Consider the following 20,809-nt stretch of genomic DNA (forward strand, 5'->3'; position numbering starts at 1 on the left):
TGGTTTGCTCCTGACGGGAGGTTAGCGGCGACCTGCGTTTATCCACGTAATCATGCCTGAGAGTGATTCTAACGGGTTTACCCCCTGTTTTGTCACTCTCTATTTAACTATGCCCTGTTTGTCCGTTAGACGGACGATGAGGGGCAATAATCGGGACAGGATGGAGCAGTGAATGAGAAACAACGATAACGGCCGGCATTGGGCCGGGAACATCGAAGAGGCACCGAATCATGGCACGGCACGGCGCACGAATCTCGGCAGTGTTCCGTGTGGGGCGCGTTACGACGGCGGGGATCGCATATCGCGCCGGGTGGACGTGTTTGAGGTTCGTGACGATCAAACGGAACGGACGTACACGTACTTCTGCTGTGACGGCGTGGAGTTCCGCTTCACCGAACGGCAGATCGATGTACTCGCAACGATCCTTGACTAGGAAAGGAGCACGGAATGAACCACATTAGTTTTAACGCGATCGATGATAGTCGTACGCGTTGTGTGAGGGGTCATCTGCTGACCTACTGGAACTGCGTGAAGGCTGATCTTTCGGGTGGTTGGCTGGCTTGCAAGTCATGTGACCTGGCACGCGCGGATATTCGCCGTGATAAGTTGCGCGGCCTTGATTCGTCGTCCGAACTGCAACGACTTTCGGATGAGCACTGGAAGCACCTAAGTGGGCTGGCCCAGGTGGAGATTAGAGCGGAGTTGAGTGATGCAAACGCAGCATAGTGTTCAGGTTGGCAGGTATCGGACTAAGGCGGGTGCATGGCTGTGGCAAATCTCTACCGGCAGGCGTGACCTGCTGCTAGACGATGTAGGCATGGATGAACTGTTGGAGAGCGTCGGAAAGGCGAAGAATAATGGAGAGTACGAAGAGTCGAGATAGGGTCACTACTGTGGAGGGGGCGTACTATCTCGCCGCCATAAGGTTCGATGAGTTGCAGTCGCGGAACGTTGATCTTCCGGCGTGGCTGCGGGTTGCCCATTATGCGAGGGCGAATCAGGGGGTTAGGTCTTGTGAGTCGAGGCAGTCTCGGGCGGAGTTGTGTCGCGATACTGGTGTGACCAATCCTGCCCGTGCTGTGAGTGAGGCTGTTAGGTATGGCTATCTGCGGGAGGGGTCTACTGCTGAGGTGTTGAAGTTGGCTTCGGTTTTTGTGGATCGGAAGCGTAGTGCAAGGGGCTATTGAGGCCATTTTTTGTGGTTTCGGGCTGTTTTTCATTTCCGCAGTTCAGAGGGGGTGCTATACGATATTCGTATCGCTAGCTATACGAAAACCGTATTGTGGCTATACGGTTTCCGTATAGCGAAACATGGTCTGACCTGCTGATCCTTATTCCAGCTCTAGATCTCTCTTCAGCACACCAATGATTCACCCCCTCAGCGGACGGTCACGTCCCAACTCGGCGTAGCCGCTCTCTTTCTTTTTCGTCGCTGGGGAACACGGACGGCATGGGTGGGGGCATTGGCGTGGATCACGTCGGGGAAGGATTCGGACTCTCCGGATTGGGAGCAGTTCGTTACGGCGTGGATCACGTCATCCAATATCCATCGGCGGCACCTGTCTACGAAGCAGCGTTCGGCTATCGCGGCGCAGGTTGTGCAGTTCTTTGCAGTCGAAGCGAAGAGGCGGATGGAAAAGGGAATAACTGACCCTACTGCAATTTTGCAGGAGGGTAGGAACGCTAGAGAATCCACTGCCAAGGCAGGCGAGATGTTCAATGTGTCCGCCCGTACCGTAGCCGACGCAAAGAAAGTCATGGACGCAGACCCGGAGATGTTCGAGAAGATCAAGACCGGGGAAGTCGCCCCGTCCGCCGCCGCGAAGAAGCAAAGGCCGTCAAGAAAGCCGACCCGGAACTAGTCGGTTCACCCCTCCGCCTCAGTGGCCCCTCAGCGGCTCTCATTGGCCCCTCTCGCGGCCTTAAATCATGAATCCTACCACTCATCCCGAAACGGATTCTCAAACCCTCAAAATAAACAATCAGATAATCACCTACAGAAAGGCTCACATGCGCACACCCAAAGACCCATTCCCGTTCATCGACCCCCGCCCTGACGTGAAGGCGGTCAACCCGATCACGGAGTGGTGGCCCGAACCCGTCACCTTCACCGACGAACCGGCACCAACACGGAATGAGCACCACGCACCGGTTACGAACTGGCACCAGAGAACGAAGCCAATCGACCCAGTGCGGGACCCCTGGAATGCTGCCATAGAAGCTTTCGTGGACTACCTCACCGGCACCGCGAAAGCACCGTCAGTTGCGCTATCCCAGCATACCGATCAGATGCCGGAATGGGACGCGTTCGGGCTAGATACGACGGTTACGACGTTTACCGACTACGACCTAGACGGTGATCCGCTCGAGCCCGACTTCCCAGAACCTCACGGGTGGACGGTCATTACCGATGATTCCCCGCTAGAGGAGGCTGCGGCATGAGCGAGTCCAACATCATGCACGAAGCAACAGCCCGCATCTACCACCAGTGGAATGCCGGCCTACCAATCAATGCCGGTCAACTCATCCGCGCGTGGTTCGAAGCCCCGGAACCGGAATCGGACATTCCCCCGGCCTGGTGGACAGCCCGACTGAGGGAGACGTGCCCCGGAACGAAAGCCGTGAACCTAGTCCACCTCTACCGGGCAGCGACCGCACACGAGGTGGACAACGGGTTTATGTCAATGGAATGGACAACCGACCGAGAGGCGGCCCTCAGCACCGCCCACAAGGGTCTCAGGATACCCGTAGAGGCCGTGGTTAGTCCCGCTGCGATCTTGGCCGTCATCGGCACGGAAAACGGCGGGACCGTCCTGGTGGACCCGTGGGAGATTCGGACGATTTATTTGTCCGAGGATGTTCGGGAAGATCGCCTGTCCACAGTGCCGCCCACACCGACGAAAAGCCTTCTCAGGACGACCGTAGAGGGATTGGGCGCGCCCATGACACTCGCAACCGTCCCCAAGCCTAAGTCTATCGCGAAAGGCATTATGTCCCGCTTGTCAGCAGGGGCGCAGAGCAAACCATAACGGTGACCGCACACCACCGCTAACCCCTCATAGGATTGCCCGCGCCACGCTGAATGGTGATGCCGCACAAAAGACCCCCTGAAGGCCGAAACCGTAGGGGGTCAGCAGTCGCAGAAGCGACCGAGAGGACTAGGCCGGAATCTCGGTCTCGCCAGCGCCGCCGTTACCGGGGGTCGGTGCGCCACCGTTGATGGAACCAACAATGGTGGTGAAGACGGACTCGATAGCCTTAGCGATAACGCCAATGATTTCCTGGATCGTCTCAATCATGAGGATCCCCTTTCAAGGGATGAGAAGGATGAGCGCTGGGCGATTGCCCGCGCCTCAGTGAAGATAGCGACAAACCCCTCTGTAGCGTTACTTACAGAACGGAAACTACCCCCACCGGTACCCCCTAGGGCATAAAAACGCGCCCCCCAAGCCATAAAAGCTCAGGAGGCGCGCAACCTTAAGGGGACCATTCAGAGTCCATGTACTCCGGTCATCACTCCGAAGCACACCGACGACGATAACCGAGCTAACCGTCACACGGAAGGCCCACCTACCCCCAGGGGTACACGCGGTTCATCTGCGACCACCGCGCGGGGACGGGTACTGCGACCAGTAAGGCACCACACGTTTAATGAGAACGGTTGTCAACAAAAAACCTTCTAACCCGTACAGCTTTGACGGCTCTATGACCTCGGCGGCGGCTTAAACTGAGTTGTCGGGTACCCCCCACCCCGTGCCCCGTGGTCGTGGTGGTAGCTGTATGTGCTGGTGGTGGGGGTGTCTTACATGGCGAGACGGCTGGGTTTAGGGTTGTTATGGGTAGCCATAGGAGGTGGGGTGCTTCTTACTGGTAGCAGTAACGTGGCTGGTCAGCTCATAGGTTCCCGGCGGCGGGGTGGTCTGCGGTCTTTTCATTAATGCCAATGAAAAGGCCGTTCAGGTCCATGACCTTCCTGGGCGCTCTGCCCCTTGCTCCGTCGTCGTGAGCGTGCCCGTAGTCGGCCTGTGCGCCTGCCTGAGCGGTCGAATAGTACGATCACGTAGTGAAGCCCCAGCGCCGATGTGAGCGGCGCTGGGGCTTCTTCTGTGTCTAGCGGAGGGTGACTACTCGGCGCTCTTCATGCCTGCTTCGTGTGCCTGGCTGGTGAGGATGTCCAGTGCGTAGGCAAGGTCGTGGGCATGCTGGGCGGCGTCCGCGTACATGTCGGCCTGCGTGCAGTACCCGGCGGGCTGTCCGGTGCGCTCGTGGTAAGCGAGGGTGAGCAGGTCGTTGATAGCGTCAGTGGTGCGCAGTGCCAAGCGGCTGTTCTCATCCGGTGTGTCGATGTTCATGTAATCGTCGAGGATGATCGGGCCATAGGTCTCGGTGTAGTTGCTCATGGTGCGGTCCCTTTCCGGGTCAGTTCCCAACAGTGTCCCAACAGTGTTGTTGGGTGCCGGGTTGAATATGTGCCGTGAGCTGCTGTTATGTTGTTTTTGTTGTGCCCTCCTGCCGGGGGCACCACAAAAAGGCCGTCACCTGCATAGATGCTAAGGTGACGGCCTTTGTTATGCCCGAAAAATGGTCATCCGCGGTTGTTGTGCCAGTTGTTGGCTGTTACTTCACGGCCCGTAGCACGGGTCGCACTACCCGTGGTGCGGCGCAGGCGCGCGAACGGCCTGAGGAGAAGCTCGGTGACGGTCGAGGCGTACCACCGTAAAGCACGGTCGAACGGTCCCCACGCCAGGAGCCACGTCGCCAGCGCCGCCAGAACCACACAGATGGCGAGGATCACGAGCGGGCCGTACACCTCGAGGCTGCCCGCGAGCACAGGCTCGAGAGCGCGCACGACGAAGCCGTGGAGCACGTAGACCGAGAGACTGTGTCGACCCACGGTGGCCAGCAACGACTCCCGGTTACCGACCCAGGACAGCAGCGCCAGGGTCATGAGCGCAGCACCGACGTCGAGGATCAGGCGGATGCCGACCCCTTCCGGGAGACTGACGTCGAAGTGGACGAACTTGTGGTTACCGTAGAACCAGTCGTTGTCGAGCTTGATGAGATAGAAGTATCCGGTCACCGCCACTGCGGCAACGGTGAGGCCGATCCTCCGCCCGACGGTGAGTCGGCCTGCCCAGTCAAGGAGCTGCTGTCCGTAGAGTTTCCCGATCACGAAGAACGGCCAGAAAACCAGAGTCCGGACGGCGGAGAGTTCGTTGTCGAACGCCGGGAGGAGTGCACCGAAGATGCCGGTCAACACGGAGGTGACGAGCGCTGCGCGGGGGAACCGTTCGATGAACGGCACCGTGAGCATCCACCACGCCATCGCGAGAAGGAACCACGAGTACCAGAAGGGTGTGAGGAACTCGAAGTCCGGGGAGAGGTCGAAGATCCACAACCATCCCCACATGAGTGGAAGCACTGTGGCCAGCAGCACGAGGAAGCTGAGGATACGTTCCGGGAGCCGGCTGGATTTCGCCGTGATGCCCGCCAGGAAGATGAACGCCGGCATATGGAACGAGTAGATGAAGTACATCGGCGCACGCAGGACATCGGAGTCCCAGGGCGCGGCCCTCGCCAACAGGTGTCCCAGGACGACGGTGAAGATGAGGATCCCTTTGGCACGGTCGAGGCGGTGGTTACGGGTGGACACGCGGCCACGATAACGCGAGTAGGCCGTCACATGTCCACTTCCCGTCCCCTGTACGGGCGTCGCAGGACGGGGCCGTTACGGTTCGCGTCGTCTCCGTTCACTGGCGAGGTAGCGTCGCCGCATCCACTGCGGTCGCTGGAACAGCCACGAGAAGCCGCACGCCACGAGTACCTTGTGGAGTCCGAGACAGAGCACGGCGGCGATGCCCGCGAGGATCAGCGGCTGCAGAGGTAGCCCCGGATCCGCCGGGAGGACGAGGTCGAGGACGAAGGCCACGGTCGCCAGCACCATGATGTGCATGAGGAACACTGGAAGTGTCCGTGACCCGACCGTGCTGAACGGCACGGTGACCCGCCAGGAATCCATGTAGGAGAACACACTGATGACGGCGATGATCCCCACCAGGGCCAGGAACAGCCGGACGGGTCCGTTGAGCCCGAAGTTGAAGTGGTCGTGGGTTGCGTCGATCCATATCGCGACCGCTGCGTAGACGGACACCGAACCGGCGATGACCCACAGTGAGCGACGGTGAGCCAGCCGGTGGATCCATGGTGCGCCGTACATGCCCAGCAGGTAGAAGAAGTACGTCCGCAGAATGTCGTTCCACGGCCAGCCGAACTCCGCCAAGGGGCTCAGCACGCTGAGGGCCATGGCCGCCAGAAGCTGGATCACCGGTGGTATCCGACGTGTCAGTTTCGACACGACGGCGAACAACGCCAGCGCGTACACGAACCACAGGTAGGATTCCGGCCCCAGCACCGACAGTACGATGCGTTCGGCCATCGGCCCCCAGTTCTCCGGATCGAGGCCCTGTGGTGCAGGAATACCGTTGCTGTTCCCCACGGAGGTGAGCGGCACCATCGACAACCAGATCTCCCGGATCGGCACCCACAGCACGAACAGCCACACCATGATCCAGACCCGACGGTCGGCGAACGACCGCCAGCGTTCAGAGAGGGCTCTGGCCGCGAAAAGGCCCGTCAGCAGAAAGAACAGCGGCATGCGGAATGGCCCGAGCATCAGGCTTACCCTCTCCCAGATGCCGGTGTCGTAACCGTTGTTGTTCAGGGTGATGTTCGCGTGCCCGGCGACGACCAGCAGAATGCAGAGGCCTTTGGCCGCGTCGACCCAACCGACGCGGCCAATCCGGTCACGCCGTCTGCCGATGCCGACGTGTCCACGCTCTGAAGACGGGATGCCCGACGACGGGGTCACTTCGGGGGGCACTGCATCCGCTCACTCTCTACATAGCCTGAAGACATCGCGGTCTGACGCTACTATGCGGGAAAACTTCCCCGGAAAGGGACCCGGCGCGCGACCGTGCGCCGGGACAGGTGGGTTGTGACTATCCGAACGTCAGACCGAACACGGGCACGGCGAGCGCGAACACCGTCAGCGTGATCAGGAACACCGCGATGATGTTCAACCACAGGCCACCCTTGAGCATGTCCCCGGCCCTGACATAACCGGACCCGTAGGCGATGGCATTCGGCGGCGTGGCCACCGGCAACATGAACGCACAGGTGGCGGCCAGGGCGGTAGGGGCGACAAGGAGCATGATGTTCATCATGCCGTCGCCCGTCAGACCGATACCGATGGCCACACCACCCATGATCGGGATGAAGGTTGCCGCGGTCGCGGTGTTCGAGGTGAACTCGGTCAACGCCAGAACGACCGCGGTGATCGCAAAGACCAGGAGGACGATCGGCAGCACCTCCATGCCCTTGACCATCTCGCCGATCCACAGGGAGAGGCCGGACGCGGTCACCATCGACGAGAGTGAAAGTCCACCACCGAAGAGAATCAGGACATCCCACGGAAGCGCCTTGGCGTGCTCCCAGTCCATCACCCGGGTGCCCCGTTTGTTGACCGGGACGATGAACATCACCACTGCCGCGGTCATGGCAATAGCTGCATCGGCGATGCTGATTGTCCACCACGACACATACTCGGCGAGCAACGGGATAGTGATCCAGGCGATTGCGGTGCACAGGAAGATGATCCCGGCGACGACCTCCGGCCGGGTGATTTTCCCCATGTCGTCGATCTCTTTGCGGATGAGCTCTTTGCCACCGGGGATCTCATCCGTCTCCGGTTTGAAGACAGTCACCAGGACTAGCCAGGCCAAGACCGTGAACACGATGGCCAGTGGAAGACCAACCATCATCCAGCGCCCGAATCCGATCTCAATCCCGTGTGTCGAGGACATGTACGCCGCCATGAAGGCGTTAGGCGGCGTACCGATGAGCGTTCCGAGTGAGCCGATGGACGCCGCGTAGGCGATAGCCAACATGAGCGCGGTCGCGAACTTCTTCTGGTTCTTGTGTCCACCGACACGTTCGGCGGTGAGGGACAACACTGACACCCCGATCGGAAGCATCACCACGGCGGTCGCCGTGTTGGATACCCACATGGACATGAACCCGGTGGCGATCATGAAGCCCAGGACCAGCTGCTTCGGCTTCGTCCCGACCGCATAGACCACCAGCAGAGCCAACCGGCGGTGCAGCCCCCAGCGCTGGATCCCGAGCGCCAGGACGAACCCACCCATGAAGAGGAAGATCGTCGGGTCCGCGTACGGAGAAGCAGCGTCCTCCATCGACGCGACCTGGAGAATCGGAAACACAACCAACGGAATCATCGCCGTCGCCGCCAACGGCAGGGCACCTGTCATCCACCATGCGCCCATCAGCACCATGACTGCTGCCGTGATGCTCATGGCGCTGAGTGAGAACGGCCCGTTCTCGTCGTCCGGATGCGCCTCGTTCACCAGGTCTGCGCCGTTGGACGGGAAGAGGAAGTAGATCGCGACGGCCAGAACAAGACCGACACCCAGACCGATGAAGCGTTTTCGGTTGTTGGCCCGCTCCACGTCCCCTGCATGACGCTGTTCGTCGGTGGACGTGCCGTCTTCCTCCACGTCAGTGCTCGTCGCCTCAGTGACGGCACCGGACGCTGTGCCACCCTCGCCGGATTGTGTGGACATTGTAGGTCCTCTCGTCGTTAGTGAACGTCAGTTACAGGGTAAAGCGACTACTATCCACCTGCTAATGTTGTTCCGTACGGGGGTGCTATCCGGGGCTGGAGCAACCCCGATTTCCACCCCTCTTTCCCTTAACCGACGACTTCGTCCCCAGAATGGGCCTCAACCCTACCCCGCCCACCCCTGTTTCCCACATAACGATCGCGCAACGCCCCCGACCGGCACACCGACCCGATGCAGTCGGCCTGTCCCCTGCAGCGAGTCCTCCGTGTAGCCTGAAATGGCCTTTCGTCCCGCCCACACAGAGGAGTCCCACCATCGTGTTCCGCCGTTCCCACCGACATTCCTCCCTCCCCGCCCCCGGCCCGGACCGCGTCGCCGTTGTCACCGGCGCATCGTCGGGAATCGGTCAGGCGATCGCACTGGAACTCGGTCGCCGCGGACACAATCTGCTGCTTGTCGCACGTACCACCGGGCCGATGGAGCAGATCCGCGACGAACTCGCCACCGCCCGTCCCGACATCAGCACCGAGATCCGCGCCTGCGACCTCGCCGATGCGTCGGCACGTGCCACCCTGATCGACGAGCTCACGACGCGGGATGTCCACATCATCGTCAACTCCGCCGGTGTCGCCACGTTCGGCGAGTTCCGCACACTCGACCCGTCCTATGAACGTCTCCAGTTCGAACTCAACGCCACCGCGGTCTTCGAGCTCACCTCTGCCGTCCTCCCGGGCATGGTGGCCGGCGGGGACGCCGGGATCGTCAACGTGGGCTCGGTCGCCGGCAACGCCGCCATACCGAACAATGCGACCTACGTCGGCACGAAGGCCATGGTGAACACCTTCACCGAAGCACTGCACTACGAGCTGAAGGACACCGGCGTCCGCTGCACTCTCCTGGCACCGGGGCCGGTGCGTGAAGAGGTGAAGGACGATGCGCAGAGGACGATCGTCGACCGGGCCACCCCGGATTTCGTGTGGACGACGTACCCGGACTGCGCGACGGAGACCCTCGACGCACTTGCGGTGAACAAGTTGCGTGTCGTACCCGGTGGCCTGTCGAAGGTGGCGAACGTCCTGTCCACGTACCTTCCCCGCCGCATGACCGCTCCGGTGTTCGGCGCGGCGTACTCCCGCATGGCTGAAGACCCGGGTCACGAGTAAGGTCCTGTACTCATGACCCCGAACCAGATCGCCAAGAACGACCGGATCGTCTGGGCTGACTGCGAGATGACCGGCCTCGACCCGGACCGGCACGTCCTCGTCGAGATCGCCGTCGTCGTCACGGACGCCGACCTGACCCCGCTGGACGACGGCATCGACATCGTGATCCACGCCTCCGAGGACGAACTCGCCGGCATGGACGACTTCGTCACCAGGATGCACGCAGACTCCGGTCTCACCGAGCAGATCCGTGAGAGCCCGGTGGGTGTCGCCGACGCGGAAGCACAGGTCGTGGAGTATCTCAAGAAGTACGTGCCCGTTGCCGGGGCCGCGCCCCTGGCAGGTAACTCCATCGCCAGTGACCGTAAGTTCATCTCCCGGTACATGCCCGACCTGGATGCGTTCCTGCACTACCGCATGATCGACGTGTCCTCCATCAAGGAGCTCGCCCGCCGCTGGTACCCACGCGCGTACAGCAACCAGCCGGACAAGGGGATGCAGCACCGGGCACTGGCGGACATCCGCGAATCCATCCGTGAACTCGACTACTACCGCCGTGCCTTGTTCGTCCCTGCTCCCGGCCCCACCAACGGCGAGGCCAAGGAGTGCGCCGAAGCAGCGTCCGAGGCCAACCCGATCTGACGGTGAGCGGCACGTTTGGTGTGGTCGCCGGGCGTGGTCTAGTATGAATCCCGCTGCAGCAACGACGCCGGGCCTGGTTGCCGTTATGCATGCATGGTGGCTGTAGTTCAGCTGGTAGAGCACCAGGTTGTGATCCTGGGTGTCGCGGGTTCGAGTCCCGTCAGCCACCCCGAAGAATGAACCCGGTCCCACCGTCTTTGCGGACGGTGGGACCGGGTTCAGCGTATGTCCTGTGAATGCCCGGTCACACCGAGTAGCCGAGCACCTCGAACGTCAGCCCCGCCGCAGTCAGCCGGTCGATGAGGTTCTCCCCCATGGCCGTTGCCGTGGTGAGCTGACCGGCGAGGCGGGGATTGTCGTCGAACGCCAGCGACAGCGCCGACTCCGCCAGCATCTTGGCCGTCTCCGTGTATCCCGGGTCTCCCCCGCTCACACGGGTGTGGACGGTCTTCCCCGCCGCCGAACCCACGAACTCGACGGTGAACCAGGTCCTGTCCCGGCGCTCCTGTGACGGCCCGTCACCCGCAGCGATCCTCTGCGCGACCGCCCGCCGCACCAGCGGGATCTGTACCGCCGCGATGCCGAGCACGAATCCGAGGACAGAGGCCGGGACCGTGCGGAACTTCTTCGCGCCGGCATTGTGCGAGTAGGTGAATTCCGGGCCGTAGTCGTCGGCCGACGGTGCGGTGAGGGCCGACCGCGTGACGATCTGACCGTCGATCGTCGGCAACGGAATCAACCATGTTCCCGTGACGCGGTCACGCTGGGGCAGTCCGACCGCCAACCGTGCCCGCCGGTCGGACGGGCGTGACTCGGCCTTGCGCCGTTCCGACGCCGCCTGCCACATCGGACGCAGACGTGACAACTGCTTCAGCCCGGAGTGCAGCGTCCCGCCGGACAAGGACGCATTGGTCCGGACGACACCACGGACCTGCATCGGCACGTCTCCGGGAAGCTGCCTGGCGGTGTACAGCGCTCCGAGGTCATGGGGAATCGAATCGAATCCGCACGCGTGGACGAGCCTGGCTCCGGTCTTCCTCGCTGTGGCGTCATTCTCCAGGAACATCCGGTCGACGAACTCCGGCTCGCCGGTCAGGTCCACATAGTCGGTACCCTCCTCTGCACAGGCGGCGACAAGATCTGCCCCGTACTCGAGGTACGGCCCCACCGTGGTGATGACGACCTTCGCTGAGCGGGCGACCTCACGCAGAGAGGTCGGATCCGTCGAGTCGGCGTGCAGCAGCCCGATATCCGAGATCGACGGACTGTCACTGATGAGCCGGTCCCGCACCGCCTCGAGCTTGCCGTGGTTGCGTCCGGCCAGAGCCATCCTGCCCGACTCGGGCAGGTGTCCGGCCAGGTAGTCAGCGGTGAGCCCGCCGGCGAAGCCGGTGGCGCCGAAAAGTACGACGTCGAACGGACGTTCCGGATTCGAGCGGTGATCATGGGTTTCTGACATGGTGCCTTCCGGTCCGATGGACATGTCCCTACATGTTTACAGTGCTCACGAGTGTAGGTACGTCTCCCGGAGTCGTCAACGGCAACGGACGGGATCTGAGTCACCGTACGGATCACCACCGGGCAGGAAAATGCCCTCTGCGGTGACTCAGATCAGCGCTGGGGGAACATCGCCCTCACGCCGTGCCGCTTCGCCGCGAACCACAGGGCCGCCAGTCCGTCTCCACCAATGGCCCGTCCGTCGGTGATCCGGTCCATCTGCATCTCGTACCAGGCCACCCCCACCAACGATTCGGCGTGCTCATCGAGCGACCCGATATGCGTCGTCAACCGGGGCAGTCGCACGCGCTCCCGGTCACCGTGGACGATGATCTCGTTGGCCAGTTCAGGGATGAGGACCATCGGGCGCGCCATGCCGATCAGGTCGCCCAGCCCGTCGTCCAACCCTTTCTCCACGTCTGCGGCACACCGGAACCCTCCGGTGACCAGCACAGGGACATCCACGGCCTCTCGGATGCGGCGGGCCTGGTCGCCGAAGAAGATCTCCCCGGTATCGCCGGTGGCATCGACCTCGTCACCGAGCATCAACGGAGCAGCGTACGTACCGCCGGACACCTCGATGACGTCCACTCCCAACTCGGCGAGCTTCTGGGCGACCCGGAGCGACTCCTCTTCACCGAAGCCACCGGACACTCCGTCCGACGCATTGATACGCACCGAGACGGGGAAGTCGTCGCCGACCTTCTTGCGCACCGCGCGGTAGACCTCGGTGAGCAGACGCATGCGCCCTTCGAGGTCACCGCCGTACTCGTCGGTGCGCAGGTTGTCCGCCGGGGACAGGAACTGGTTGATGAGGTAGCCGTGCCCTGCCTGGATCTGCACACCGGTGAACCCGGTCTCCCGAGCGATCAACGCAGTGTAGGCGAAGCGCCACACGATCAGGTCGATGTCGGAGACTGTGAGCTCGCGGGGATCAGCGAAGTAGCGGCCGATGCGGCCCGCCATCGGGACCGCGCTGGGGGCGACGGGGTATTTGTTGATGCTCCGCGGCGACTGCTTGCCCGGATGATTGAGCTGCATCCACAGGTGGGTGTCGTTCACCGTACCGGCCGTAGCCCAACTACGCAGCATGTCAAGGTGGCGGTCATCGGTGGCGACGACGGACCCCGGCTCGCCCCGGTGCTCGGAGTCCACCATCACGCCGCCGGTCACGACGAGACCGGATCCACCGTGGGCCCACCGTCGGTACAGGTCGAGGTGCTGGTTGGACGGCCCACCCGAGGGGGTCGCCAGGCCTTCACTCGTGGAGGCCTTCACAAGTCGGTTCTTCAGTGTGGTGCCGCACGGCAGCTCCAGGGGTGCGGCAACCGGTGTAGGGGTCACGGTGACTCTCCAAAATTTCAGGTATCCGGTGGTTCTTCTCAGTGACGGTCCGCCCGACGGCCCCGTCACCCGCAGACTGTACCTGCTGGTCGTCGCCTGTATGTCATACCGCAGCGCACAGACTCAGGAACTGCTGTATCACACCCCGTCGACGTCGAAGTACAGGTGGGCGTGACGAGAGCACCCGGGGTTGAAGGACGCCGCACAGCCGGGGCAGCACGAGCCGCTGTCGAGATACGCCTGCACCGTCATCCAGTGACCGCAGGCCCGACACAGCACGGCGTCCCCGGTGTCGAAGAGTGCGCGCGGCCAGGTGACGATACGGTGGCCTTCCGCCTCATCATGGCAGTGCAGACACGGGTACGTCCGCCCGCAGCAGTGGAACCTGATCGCGACAATGTCTCGGGAGGTGCTCCAGTGTGGACAGCCGACCCCTCCGATCAGCGGGTCCGCCATTACTGCTCCTCCGGTACGGGCCCCTGGCCCGCCGGGGCGTCTTCGGCAAGGTCGATGTCTGGATCGAAGGTCCGACGTCCGTCGTAGATGTCACGGTCGATGTCGTCGTCGGACGCCGCGACGAGCATCGCCACGAAGGTGTCGCCGTTGACGTTGAGGAAGGTCCGCAGGATCCCGGTGAACCAGTCCACCGCGATCAGCAGGCCGACCGCCTCGACGGGAAGATCCAGCGAGGCTGCCAGGAACATGGCGACGACGGGGAATCCGCCGGGAACGGTGATTGTCCCCATATTCAGCATGATCGACAGTGCCACACCCAGGACGATCTGTCCGAAAGTCAGCTCCACTCCCCCTGCCTGTGCCAGGAACAGGATCACGATCATGTAGTTGAGGACCGCCCCGTAGGACCCCATGGTCAGGCCGATGGAGAGAGTGAAGTTCGCGACCCTCGGGCGCACCCCGACCTTCTCCACGGTGTTGCGAAGCACGGTGGGGAAAGTGACGGCGGAACTCGTGGTCGTCACCGCGACAACTGTCTGTTCGACCAGTTTGGCCGGCAACTTCCACACGTTCAGCCGGGTTCGTGCCCAGATGACGAGCACGAAGACGGCCATGAGTATCAGCACACCGATCAAGGTGGTCACAAGGTACTTCACCGCCGACGTGATCACCGCGACCCCCTGTTCACCGGTCAGGGACGCCAACAGGCAGAAGACCCCGACCGGGGCGATGTACATCACGTACTGGATCATGGTGAGCACCACGGCCTGGATGCCCTCGAAGATCCCGATCAACGTACGGTTCCCGGTCTGCGCCATGTAGCGGTTCAACGCGATTCCGAAGATCAGGGAGAACACGATGATCGGCAACATGTCGGCATTCGCCATCGCTTCAACGACATTGGTGGACACGAACCCCAGCAGGGTGTCCTGCCACGTCCCCGCCTGCTGTGCCCCCTCCTGGAGAGACGGATCCAGTTCGCCGGTGAAGACCATCCCGTCCCCGGGTCTGATCACACTGCCGAGACCCCAGGCGAGAACAGCGGCAAGGAAGGAGAAGGCGAACATCCACCCGAATGTCCGTGCCGCAACCAGACCTGTCCCTTTCCCGGACATTGAGCCGGTCGCCACAATGACGGACGCCATGACCAGGGGAACGATCGACATCTGGATCAGCCGGATGAACATGTCCCCGATAAACTGCAGGTTTGCCGCCCAGTCGCCGACAATCAACCCGAAGACCATTCCGGCGACCGCTCCCACCCCGATCATCACGGCGGGGCTGCGCAGGAGCTTACGTGTTCTCAATCCCATCGCAGTAATGTTAGTCGACAAATGTTTCACCACGATGCCAATGCGGTTAACGTTCACTAGGCTTGGCACATGAGTACTGCACAGACACTTCTGGGAGTTCTGAGGGTAATTCTGCTCTTCGGCGGGATTCCCATGGGCGTGGCGGCTCTCGTACTGGTGCTCATGCATTTGTCGGAGCGGGACAACGCCGACGAACTCCGGACGGACGGCAGATCGCTGGGTAATGTCGGTGCCGCATTCTGCGGTATCGCGGTCGGCGTCTCACTGTGGCTGCTCTGGTTCAGCTGGGGCGATCCCTCCGGCTACGCGACCTGGGCAATCGTCGGAGCCGTCATCACTGCCCTCGCTGCCGTTATCGGGATCGGCGCCGTGACCCGGTGGCGGCAGACAGGCCCGTTCGTCGTGGCGCTCGGAGGCTTGTTCGGCTTCTCCTCGACTTTCGCTGTTGACGCCAGCTTCTACGACACCACGGGCCTGTGGGGTGTGGGGTATCTGATGGTCATCTTCATCGCCGGTTTCATCCTGGCGATCATCGCCACTGTCGTCGTACTCGTCAGGAGCCGGCCCTCACCGAACCGGAGGAGCACAGGTGACACAGGTAGCGCCGGGGGTGTGGACTCATGACCACCGTAGAGAAGCTCCTCAGTATAGGGCACACGATGTTGTTGTTCGGTGGCCCCGTGCTCGTGCTCTGTGCACTCCTGATCCTCGCCGTCCACGTAGTGGAGAAGCAGAGGTCCTCCCCCGCTCCCGATCCGAGGGCGCGCTGGGGCAATGCACGTGCTGCGATCACTGGCATAGCTGCCGGTGTTGCCCTGTGGCTCCTCTGGTTCAGCTGGGGTCCGGGCGGGAACATCGACATCGTGATGGGTATCGGCGCCGTGGTCTCTGCGTTCGGCACCCTCGTGTGGCTGAGCATCCGGACCAGGTGGAGGTGGACGGGGCCCTTCACCGTGGCACTGGGTGGGTTGGCCGGCTTCACGACTGCGTTCGCAGTGTCCGATGGCTACACCGACATCACCGGACTGTGGGCGGTGGGCTACCTGATGATGACGATCGGCGGGGTGATCGTCCTGGCACTCATCGCCGGGGGAATCGTGGTGGTCAGGTCGGATGACTGGACGGACTGACCGACGGTTCTCTCGACGAAGGGTTTCATGTCCGGCCCGTGTTCTAGGGTGGACGGCATGGCCAGTGAGAACCCCTTCGATGACCGACTCCGCGTCCGCGCGACCGAGATCCTGCGTGAGTTGACGGGGAACCCGGACGCGACCTTCCGCGACGGCCAGTTCGACGCCATCGCCGCCCTCGTCAACGACCACCGGCGCGTACTCGTCGTCCAGCGAACCGGGTGGGGGAAATCGGCGGTGTACTTCGTCGCCGCCCGCCTCATACGGGAGGGGTACGGCGCCGAACGTGGCCCGACGTTGATCATCTCTCCCCTGCTGGCCCTGATGCGCGACCAGGTCGCCGCTGCCGGGCGTGCCCGAGTCCACGCTGCGACGATCAACTCATCGAATGCGACGGAGTGGGATTCCGTTCTCGACAGTCTCACGGCGGGCGACCTGGATGTGTTGCTGATCTCCCCGGAGCGTCTGACCAACCCGAAGTTCCGCACCAATGTCCTCGACGTCCTGCTCGACCCGTCCCGCGCCGGCGTAGGGATGATCGTGGTCGATGAGGCGCACTGTATTTCAGACTGGGGGCACGACTTCCGTCCGGACTACCGGCGGATCGGCGCACTCCTCGACGGTCTCCCCGCTGACCTTCCGGTGTTGGCGACGACGGCGACGGCGAATACCCGCGTGGTCACCGATGTCGCCGCACAGCTCGGTGACAACACCATGGTCGTCCGGGGTGCGCTCTCCCGGGACTCGCTCCGTCTGGGTGTGGCGCCGACTGCCTCGGCCGAACACCGCATCGGGTGGCTCACCCAGCATCTCGGTGACTTCCAGGGCTCCGGCATCGTCTACGCCCTGACGGTGTCCGCGGCTGAGGACACCACACGTGCGTTGTCCGAGGCAGGCTGGAACGTGGCGTCCTACACCGGACGCACCGACGCCGAGGACAGGGCACGCCTGGAGCAGTCGCTGAAGGACAATGACGTCAAGGCGCTGGTCGCCACCAGCGCCCTGGGTATGGGTTTCGACAAACCCGACCTCGGCTTTGTGGTCCATCTCGGGGCGCCGAGTTCTGCAGTGGCGTACTACCAGCAGGTGGGACGTGCCGGACGTGCCACGGACAATGCGGACGTCCTGCTCCTCCCCGGCAACGAGGACTCGAATATCTGGGAGTACTTCGCCACGGCCTCGATGCCGGACGAAGACGAGGCGCAGGCTGTGCTGTCCGCGTTGTCTGAGGCTGATGCCCCGCTGTCGGTACCGGCCTTGGAGCCCCTGGTCGGTGTGAAACGTTCCCGGTTGGAGTTGTTGCTGAAGACTCTCCAGGTCGATGGGGCTGTCGACCGGGTACAGGGCGGCTTCGTCTCCACCGGCCTCCCGTGGTCCTATGATGCAGAGCGGTATGCGGCAGTGGCCGAGGCCCGCCGCAGGGAGGCCGACGCCATGCTGGAGTACGAGGCGGGGCACCGGTGCCGCATGCGTTTCCTGGCTGAGACCCTCGACGATCCGCACGCGCATGACTGTGGTCGGTGCGATGTCTGTGCCGGCCAGTGGTGGGAGTCCGGTGTCGACGACAGCAGCACCGCCGGCGCCCGCCGGATCCTGTCCGGAATCGGTGTTCCCGTCGAGCCGCGCGGTCAGTGGCCGTCCGGCATGGCCACGATCGGTGTCCCGTTGAAAGGGAAGATACCGGTGGACGAACGCGTGTCCGCCGGTCGCGCCGTCGCCCGGTTCACCGACCTCGGCCCCGGTCAGGTGCTGCGCAGCTTCCTGGCGAACGGTGCCGAGGATGCTCCCGTGCCGAAGAACATCGCCGACTGGTGCATCACCGCGCTCAAGGAATGGGAGTGGGAGGAGCGCCCGACGGTCGTTGCCGGCATGCCGAGTACGACACGTCCGGTGACCTGTGCTGATCTGGCCCGCGGCCTGGCACAGATCGGAAGGATGACGGAGGCCGGCCCACTCTCCTACACCCGGGATCCGGGTTCCCCTGACGTGAACAGCGCCTACCGCGTGCAGAATCTTCACGGCGCATTCAATGTGGATCCGGCGACAGCTGAGGCCGTCGACGGGCAGGTCGTGTTACTGGTGGATACCGAGATCGGTTCCCGCTGGGCGATGACACTCGCCGGCCGGGAACTGCGCAAGGCCGGTGCCCGTGCCGTCCTTCCCTTCGCTCTGGCGCTGCGGGGCTGAGCCTGGGGTCGGGCGTAGGCTGGTTCGCGGAAAAACCAGGGCGGCACGCCACCTCCTGCCCCTCACCGTAAGAAAGGCCAGTCGATGCACGGAGAATACAAAGTCCCCGGGGGAAAACTGATCGTCGTCGATCTCGAGGTCACCGGGGCCGACGGCACGTCAGCGGGAACGCTGTCCGGTGTCCGCATCGCCGGTGACTTCTTCCTGGAGCCCGATGAGACGCTCGGGCGGATGACCCGTTCACTGGAAGGTGCGCCCGCCGACCTCAGCGCCGCCGACGTCTCCGCCAGGATCTCCCAGGCAGTGAATCCCGATGACGTTCTGTTCGGCATCACCCCGGACGGAGTAGGTGTCGCAGTCCGCCGGGCGCTCGGGCATGCAGTGAGCTGGGACGACCTCGATCTTGAGGTGATCCACGGCCCAAGCGTCGACCCGATGGTCAACGTCGCCCTCGATGAAACACTCACCGAGGACGTCGCCGCTGGTCGGCGGAAACCGTTCATGCGGTTGTGGGAGTGGAATGCACCACAGGTGGTGATCGGATCGTTCCAGTCATACTCCAATGAAATCAACCAGGACGGCGCCGACCGCCACGGGATCACCGTCTCCCGCCGGGTCACCGGGGGTGGTGCCATGTTCATGGAGCCGGGCAACTGCGTGACCTATTCACTGGTTGTCCCGCAATCCCTGGTGGACGGGTTGAGCTTCGCACAGTCCTACCCGTTCCTCGACGAATGGACGATGGAGGCGTTGGAGAAGGTCGGGATCCGGGCACGCTACGTACCTCTGAACGACATCGCCTCGGAACAGGGAAAGATCGGCGGAGCTGCGCAGAAGCGGTTCAGCAACGGATGGATGGTCCATCATGTCACCATGTCCTACGACATCGACGCCGAGAAGATGATGGAAGTTCTGCGTATCGGCAAGGAGAAGATGCGGGACAAGGGTCAGCGCTCCGCGGTGAAGCGTGTCGACCCGATGAGGTCTCAGACACAGATGCCCCGTTCGGAGATCCTTGACGTGTTCTTCAACCACTTCCGGGACAAGTACGCCGCCTCCGAGGGGACGATCACCGAGGACGATCTCACCGCCGCACGGGCGAGGTGCGACGAGAAGTTCTCCACCGACGAGTGGACACATCGACTGCCGTGACGGAATGACGAGCCGCCGCCGGCGGGTCGTCTGTCACCGACGCCGGGCACCGCACCCGTGAAAAAGGCGGGGGACGGTTTCCATGACCGGAAACCGTCCCCCGCCTTCACTGTCGTTGTGCCGAGCCCCTCGACACGGGCGCGCCTCTCCTACCGGGCGCTGACCTGGCCGAAGCGTGAGGCGATCGGCGCGAGCACCAGCGGGCGCGTCGCGAAGAGCACTCCCACGGTCACGATCACCGCACCGAGCATCCAGAAGAACCCGCCCCAGCCTTCGGCAGGGGTACCGGCGAACATGTGGTTCAGGTTCTTCGTCATACCGGTGGCGAACACCAGGAACACATGGACGACGATAAACATCACGAAGAACAGCATCGTCGGGAAGTGGATCTTACGTGCCACCGGTGCCGGGTAGATCTTGTTCAGTTTCGTGGCGTTCTTCGGCCACCACTCGCTCATCCGCAGACCGGAGATGATCGCCAGCGGTGCGGCGATGAACACGATGACGAAGTACATGATCTGCTGCAGGCTGTTGTAGTTGACCCAGCCGTTCTCGTGCGGCCAGTTCAGTGAGGCGTACTGCAGCATGTTGGTGAGCATGTTGGGGAAGACTTCCCAGCTGGTGGGCACGATGCGGGCCCAGTGGCCGGAGATGAACAGCAGGACGATGAAGATCACGCCGTTGAGGATCCACAGCAGGTCCAGTGAGGTGTGCAGCCACAGGTGGATGCTGATCTTCTTGCCGCCCTTCTTCGGCTGCCAGACCGCCGGGGGCTTCTGCTGCTGACGGACCCGCAGACCGGACTGGATGATCATCGCCATGAAGAAGAAGTTCAGGAAGTGGGACCACCGTGCCCAGGCCGGGAACCCGTCGTCGACGAAGTCCGGGAGGTGGTACTCACCGGGGTAGGTCTCCATGAAGTTCTGCACACCGGACAGGTCGTAGATCCACCGGGCGACGAAGATAACCACAGCCACCGCAACGGCGGCGATGACCAGACCGATGCCGGCGAGCTTGCCCCACTGCCCGAGGGACTTCTCGCCGATCATGATCGGCTCACGCTTCTTCTTCGGCTTCTCCTTGGACGCCGAGCTTCCCGTCTTGGGGGCCGCCGCGGTAGCGGCAGCTGCCGGAGCGCCCGGGGCCGACGGTGCAGCCGCACCCGGCGAAGCGGGAGCGCCAGGAGCACCAGGGGCCGAGGGAGCACCGGGGCTGACACCGCGCCCGGAGCGCCCGGGGCCGACGGTGCAGCCGCACCCGGCGAAGCGGGAGCGCCAGGAGCACCA

At 62.9% G+C, this 20,809-nt stretch carries 20 protein-coding genes and 1 tRNA gene; 11 read left to right on the forward strand and 10 right to left on the reverse strand.

What is annotated here, in order from left to right; translation table 11 throughout:
* Positions 1–172 precede the first annotated feature (172 nt).
* From BJF89_RS15030 to BJF89_RS15045, 4 genes are all read left to right on the forward strand, one after another.
* The gene (locus tag BJF89_RS15030) at positions 173–433 is read left to right on the forward strand and encodes a hypothetical protein (RefSeq protein WP_075815884.1); all 261 of its coding nucleotides are present in this window, start codon (positions 173–175) and stop codon (positions 431–433) included.
* 1,030 nt (positions 434–1,463) lie between these two features.
* Positions 1,464–1,862, forward strand: coding sequence for a hypothetical protein (locus tag BJF89_RS15035; RefSeq protein ID WP_139312104.1), 399 nt, complete (start codon positions 1,464–1,466; stop codon positions 1,860–1,862).
* Between the two features lie 67 nt (positions 1,863–1,929).
* Positions 1,930–2,442: a hypothetical protein gene (locus BJF89_RS15040; protein ID WP_139312106.1), complete on the forward strand. Its 513-nt coding sequence runs from the start codon at positions 1,930–1,932 to the stop codon at positions 2,440–2,442.
* Complete coding sequence (locus tag BJF89_RS15045; RefSeq protein WP_075815887.1) at positions 2,439–3,029, forward strand: hypothetical protein; 591 nt, start codon at positions 2,439–2,441, stop codon at positions 3,027–3,029. The genes BJF89_RS15040 and BJF89_RS15045 overlap by 4 nt, the downstream gene beginning before the upstream one ends.
* Before the next feature lie 129 nt (positions 3,030–3,158).
* Here the strand turns inward: BJF89_RS15045 and BJF89_RS18935 are convergent, their stop codons facing one another.
* From BJF89_RS18935 to BJF89_RS15065, 5 genes are all read right to left on the reverse strand, one after another.
* A complete protein-coding gene (locus BJF89_RS18935) occupies positions 3,159–3,299 on the reverse strand; it encodes a hypothetical protein (protein WP_158026087.1) in 141 nt (46 codons plus the stop codon).
* An 825-nt stretch (positions 3,300–4,124) separates the two neighbouring features.
* Positions 4,125–4,400, reverse strand: a complete 276-nt coding sequence (locus BJF89_RS15050; RefSeq protein WP_075815888.1) for a hypothetical protein — start codon at positions 4,398–4,400, stop codon at positions 4,125–4,127.
* Positions 4,401–4,585: 185 nt separating this feature from the next.
* Positions 4,586–5,653 (reverse strand): acyltransferase family protein, encoded by a 1,068-nt coding sequence (locus tag BJF89_RS15055; RefSeq protein WP_075815889.1) that lies wholly within the window; start codon positions 5,651–5,653, stop codon positions 4,586–4,588.
* A gap of 75 nt (positions 5,654–5,728) precedes the next feature.
* Positions 5,729–6,880 (reverse strand): acyltransferase family protein, encoded by a 1,152-nt coding sequence (locus BJF89_RS15060; RefSeq protein WP_075815890.1) that lies wholly within the window; start codon positions 6,878–6,880, stop codon positions 5,729–5,731.
* Between the two features lie 118 nt (positions 6,881–6,998).
* Positions 6,999–8,639 (reverse strand): DASS family sodium-coupled anion symporter, encoded by a 1,641-nt coding sequence (locus BJF89_RS15065; RefSeq protein WP_075815891.1) that lies wholly within the window; start codon positions 8,637–8,639, stop codon positions 6,999–7,001.
* Positions 8,640–8,956: 317 nt separating this feature from the next.
* On the opposite strand from BJF89_RS15065, the gene cmrA reads away from it, so the two are divergent.
* From cmrA to BJF89_RS15080, 3 genes are all read left to right on the forward strand, one after another.
* Entirely contained in the window at positions 8,957–9,802 is an 846-nt protein-coding gene (cmrA, locus tag BJF89_RS15070) for a mycolate reductase (RefSeq protein WP_075815892.1), read from the forward strand.
* 12 nt (positions 9,803–9,814) lie between these two features.
* The gene (gene orn, locus BJF89_RS15075; RefSeq protein ID WP_075815893.1) at positions 9,815–10,444 is read left to right on the forward strand and encodes an oligoribonuclease; all 630 of its coding nucleotides are present in this window, start codon (positions 9,815–9,817) and stop codon (positions 10,442–10,444) included.
* Between the two features lie 96 nt (positions 10,445–10,540).
* Positions 10,541–10,613, forward strand: a tRNA-His gene (locus BJF89_RS15080).
* A 75-nt stretch (positions 10,614–10,688) separates the two neighbouring features.
* On the opposite strand, the gene BJF89_RS15085 is transcribed toward BJF89_RS15080, so the two are convergent.
* The 4 genes from BJF89_RS15085 to BJF89_RS15100 all read right to left on the reverse strand — a co-directional run bounded on the left by BJF89_RS15085 (position 10,689) and on the right by BJF89_RS15100 (position 15,054).
* A complete protein-coding gene (locus tag BJF89_RS15085) occupies positions 10,689–11,903 on the reverse strand; it encodes a trans-acting enoyl reductase family protein (RefSeq protein WP_075815923.1) in 1,215 nt (404 codons plus the stop codon).
* A gap of 152 nt (positions 11,904–12,055) precedes the next feature.
* Entirely contained in the window at positions 12,056–13,285 is a 1,230-nt protein-coding gene (locus tag BJF89_RS15090) for an NADH:flavin oxidoreductase/NADH oxidase family protein (RefSeq protein WP_222843856.1), read from the reverse strand.
* Positions 13,286–13,423: 138 nt separating this feature from the next.
* Positions 13,424–13,741 (reverse strand): CHY zinc finger protein, encoded by a 318-nt coding sequence (locus tag BJF89_RS15095; protein WP_075815894.1) that lies wholly within the window; start codon positions 13,739–13,741, stop codon positions 13,424–13,426.
* Positions 13,741–15,054: a dicarboxylate/amino acid:cation symporter gene (locus BJF89_RS15100; protein WP_075815895.1), complete on the reverse strand. Its 1,314-nt coding sequence runs from the start codon at positions 15,052–15,054 to the stop codon at positions 13,741–13,743. Before BJF89_RS15100 ends, BJF89_RS15095 begins: the two co-directional genes overlap by 1 nt.
* A gap of 69 nt (positions 15,055–15,123) precedes the next feature.
* Between BJF89_RS15100 and BJF89_RS15105 the strand changes: the two genes are divergently transcribed.
* The 4 genes from BJF89_RS15105 to BJF89_RS15120 all read left to right on the forward strand — a co-directional run bounded on the left by BJF89_RS15105 (position 15,124) and on the right by BJF89_RS15120 (position 19,523).
* Positions 15,124–15,678 carry a hypothetical protein gene (locus BJF89_RS15105; protein WP_187344719.1) on the forward strand — a complete coding sequence of 185 codons (555 nt, stop codon included), beginning with the start codon at positions 15,124–15,126 and terminating at the stop codon, positions 15,676–15,678.
* Positions 15,675–16,184 carry a hypothetical protein gene (locus tag BJF89_RS15110; RefSeq protein WP_075815897.1) on the forward strand — a complete coding sequence of 170 codons (510 nt, stop codon included), beginning with the start codon at positions 15,675–15,677 and terminating at the stop codon, positions 16,182–16,184. The genes BJF89_RS15105 and BJF89_RS15110 overlap by 4 nt, the downstream gene beginning before the upstream one ends.
* 57 nt (positions 16,185–16,241) lie before the next feature.
* Positions 16,242–18,371, forward strand: a complete 2,130-nt coding sequence (locus BJF89_RS15115) for a RecQ family ATP-dependent DNA helicase (protein ID WP_075815898.1) — start codon at positions 16,242–16,244, stop codon at positions 18,369–18,371.
* Between the two features lie 84 nt (positions 18,372–18,455).
* On the forward strand, positions 18,456–19,523 hold the full coding sequence (locus BJF89_RS15120; RefSeq protein WP_075815899.1) for a biotin/lipoate A/B protein ligase family protein: 1,068 nt from the start codon (positions 18,456–18,458) through the stop codon (positions 19,521–19,523).
* Between the two features lie 149 nt (positions 19,524–19,672).
* Here BJF89_RS15120 and BJF89_RS15125 read toward each other — a convergent pair.
* Positions 19,673–20,809, reverse strand: a 1,137-nt coding sequence (locus BJF89_RS15125) for a cytochrome b/b6 domain-containing protein (protein WP_255372686.1), incomplete at its 5' end; no start/stop codon positions are given.

This window comes from Corynebacterium sp. CNJ-954 (assembly GCF_001942345.1).
GTDB lineage: Bacteria > Actinomycetota > Actinomycetes > Mycobacteriales > Mycobacteriaceae > Corynebacterium.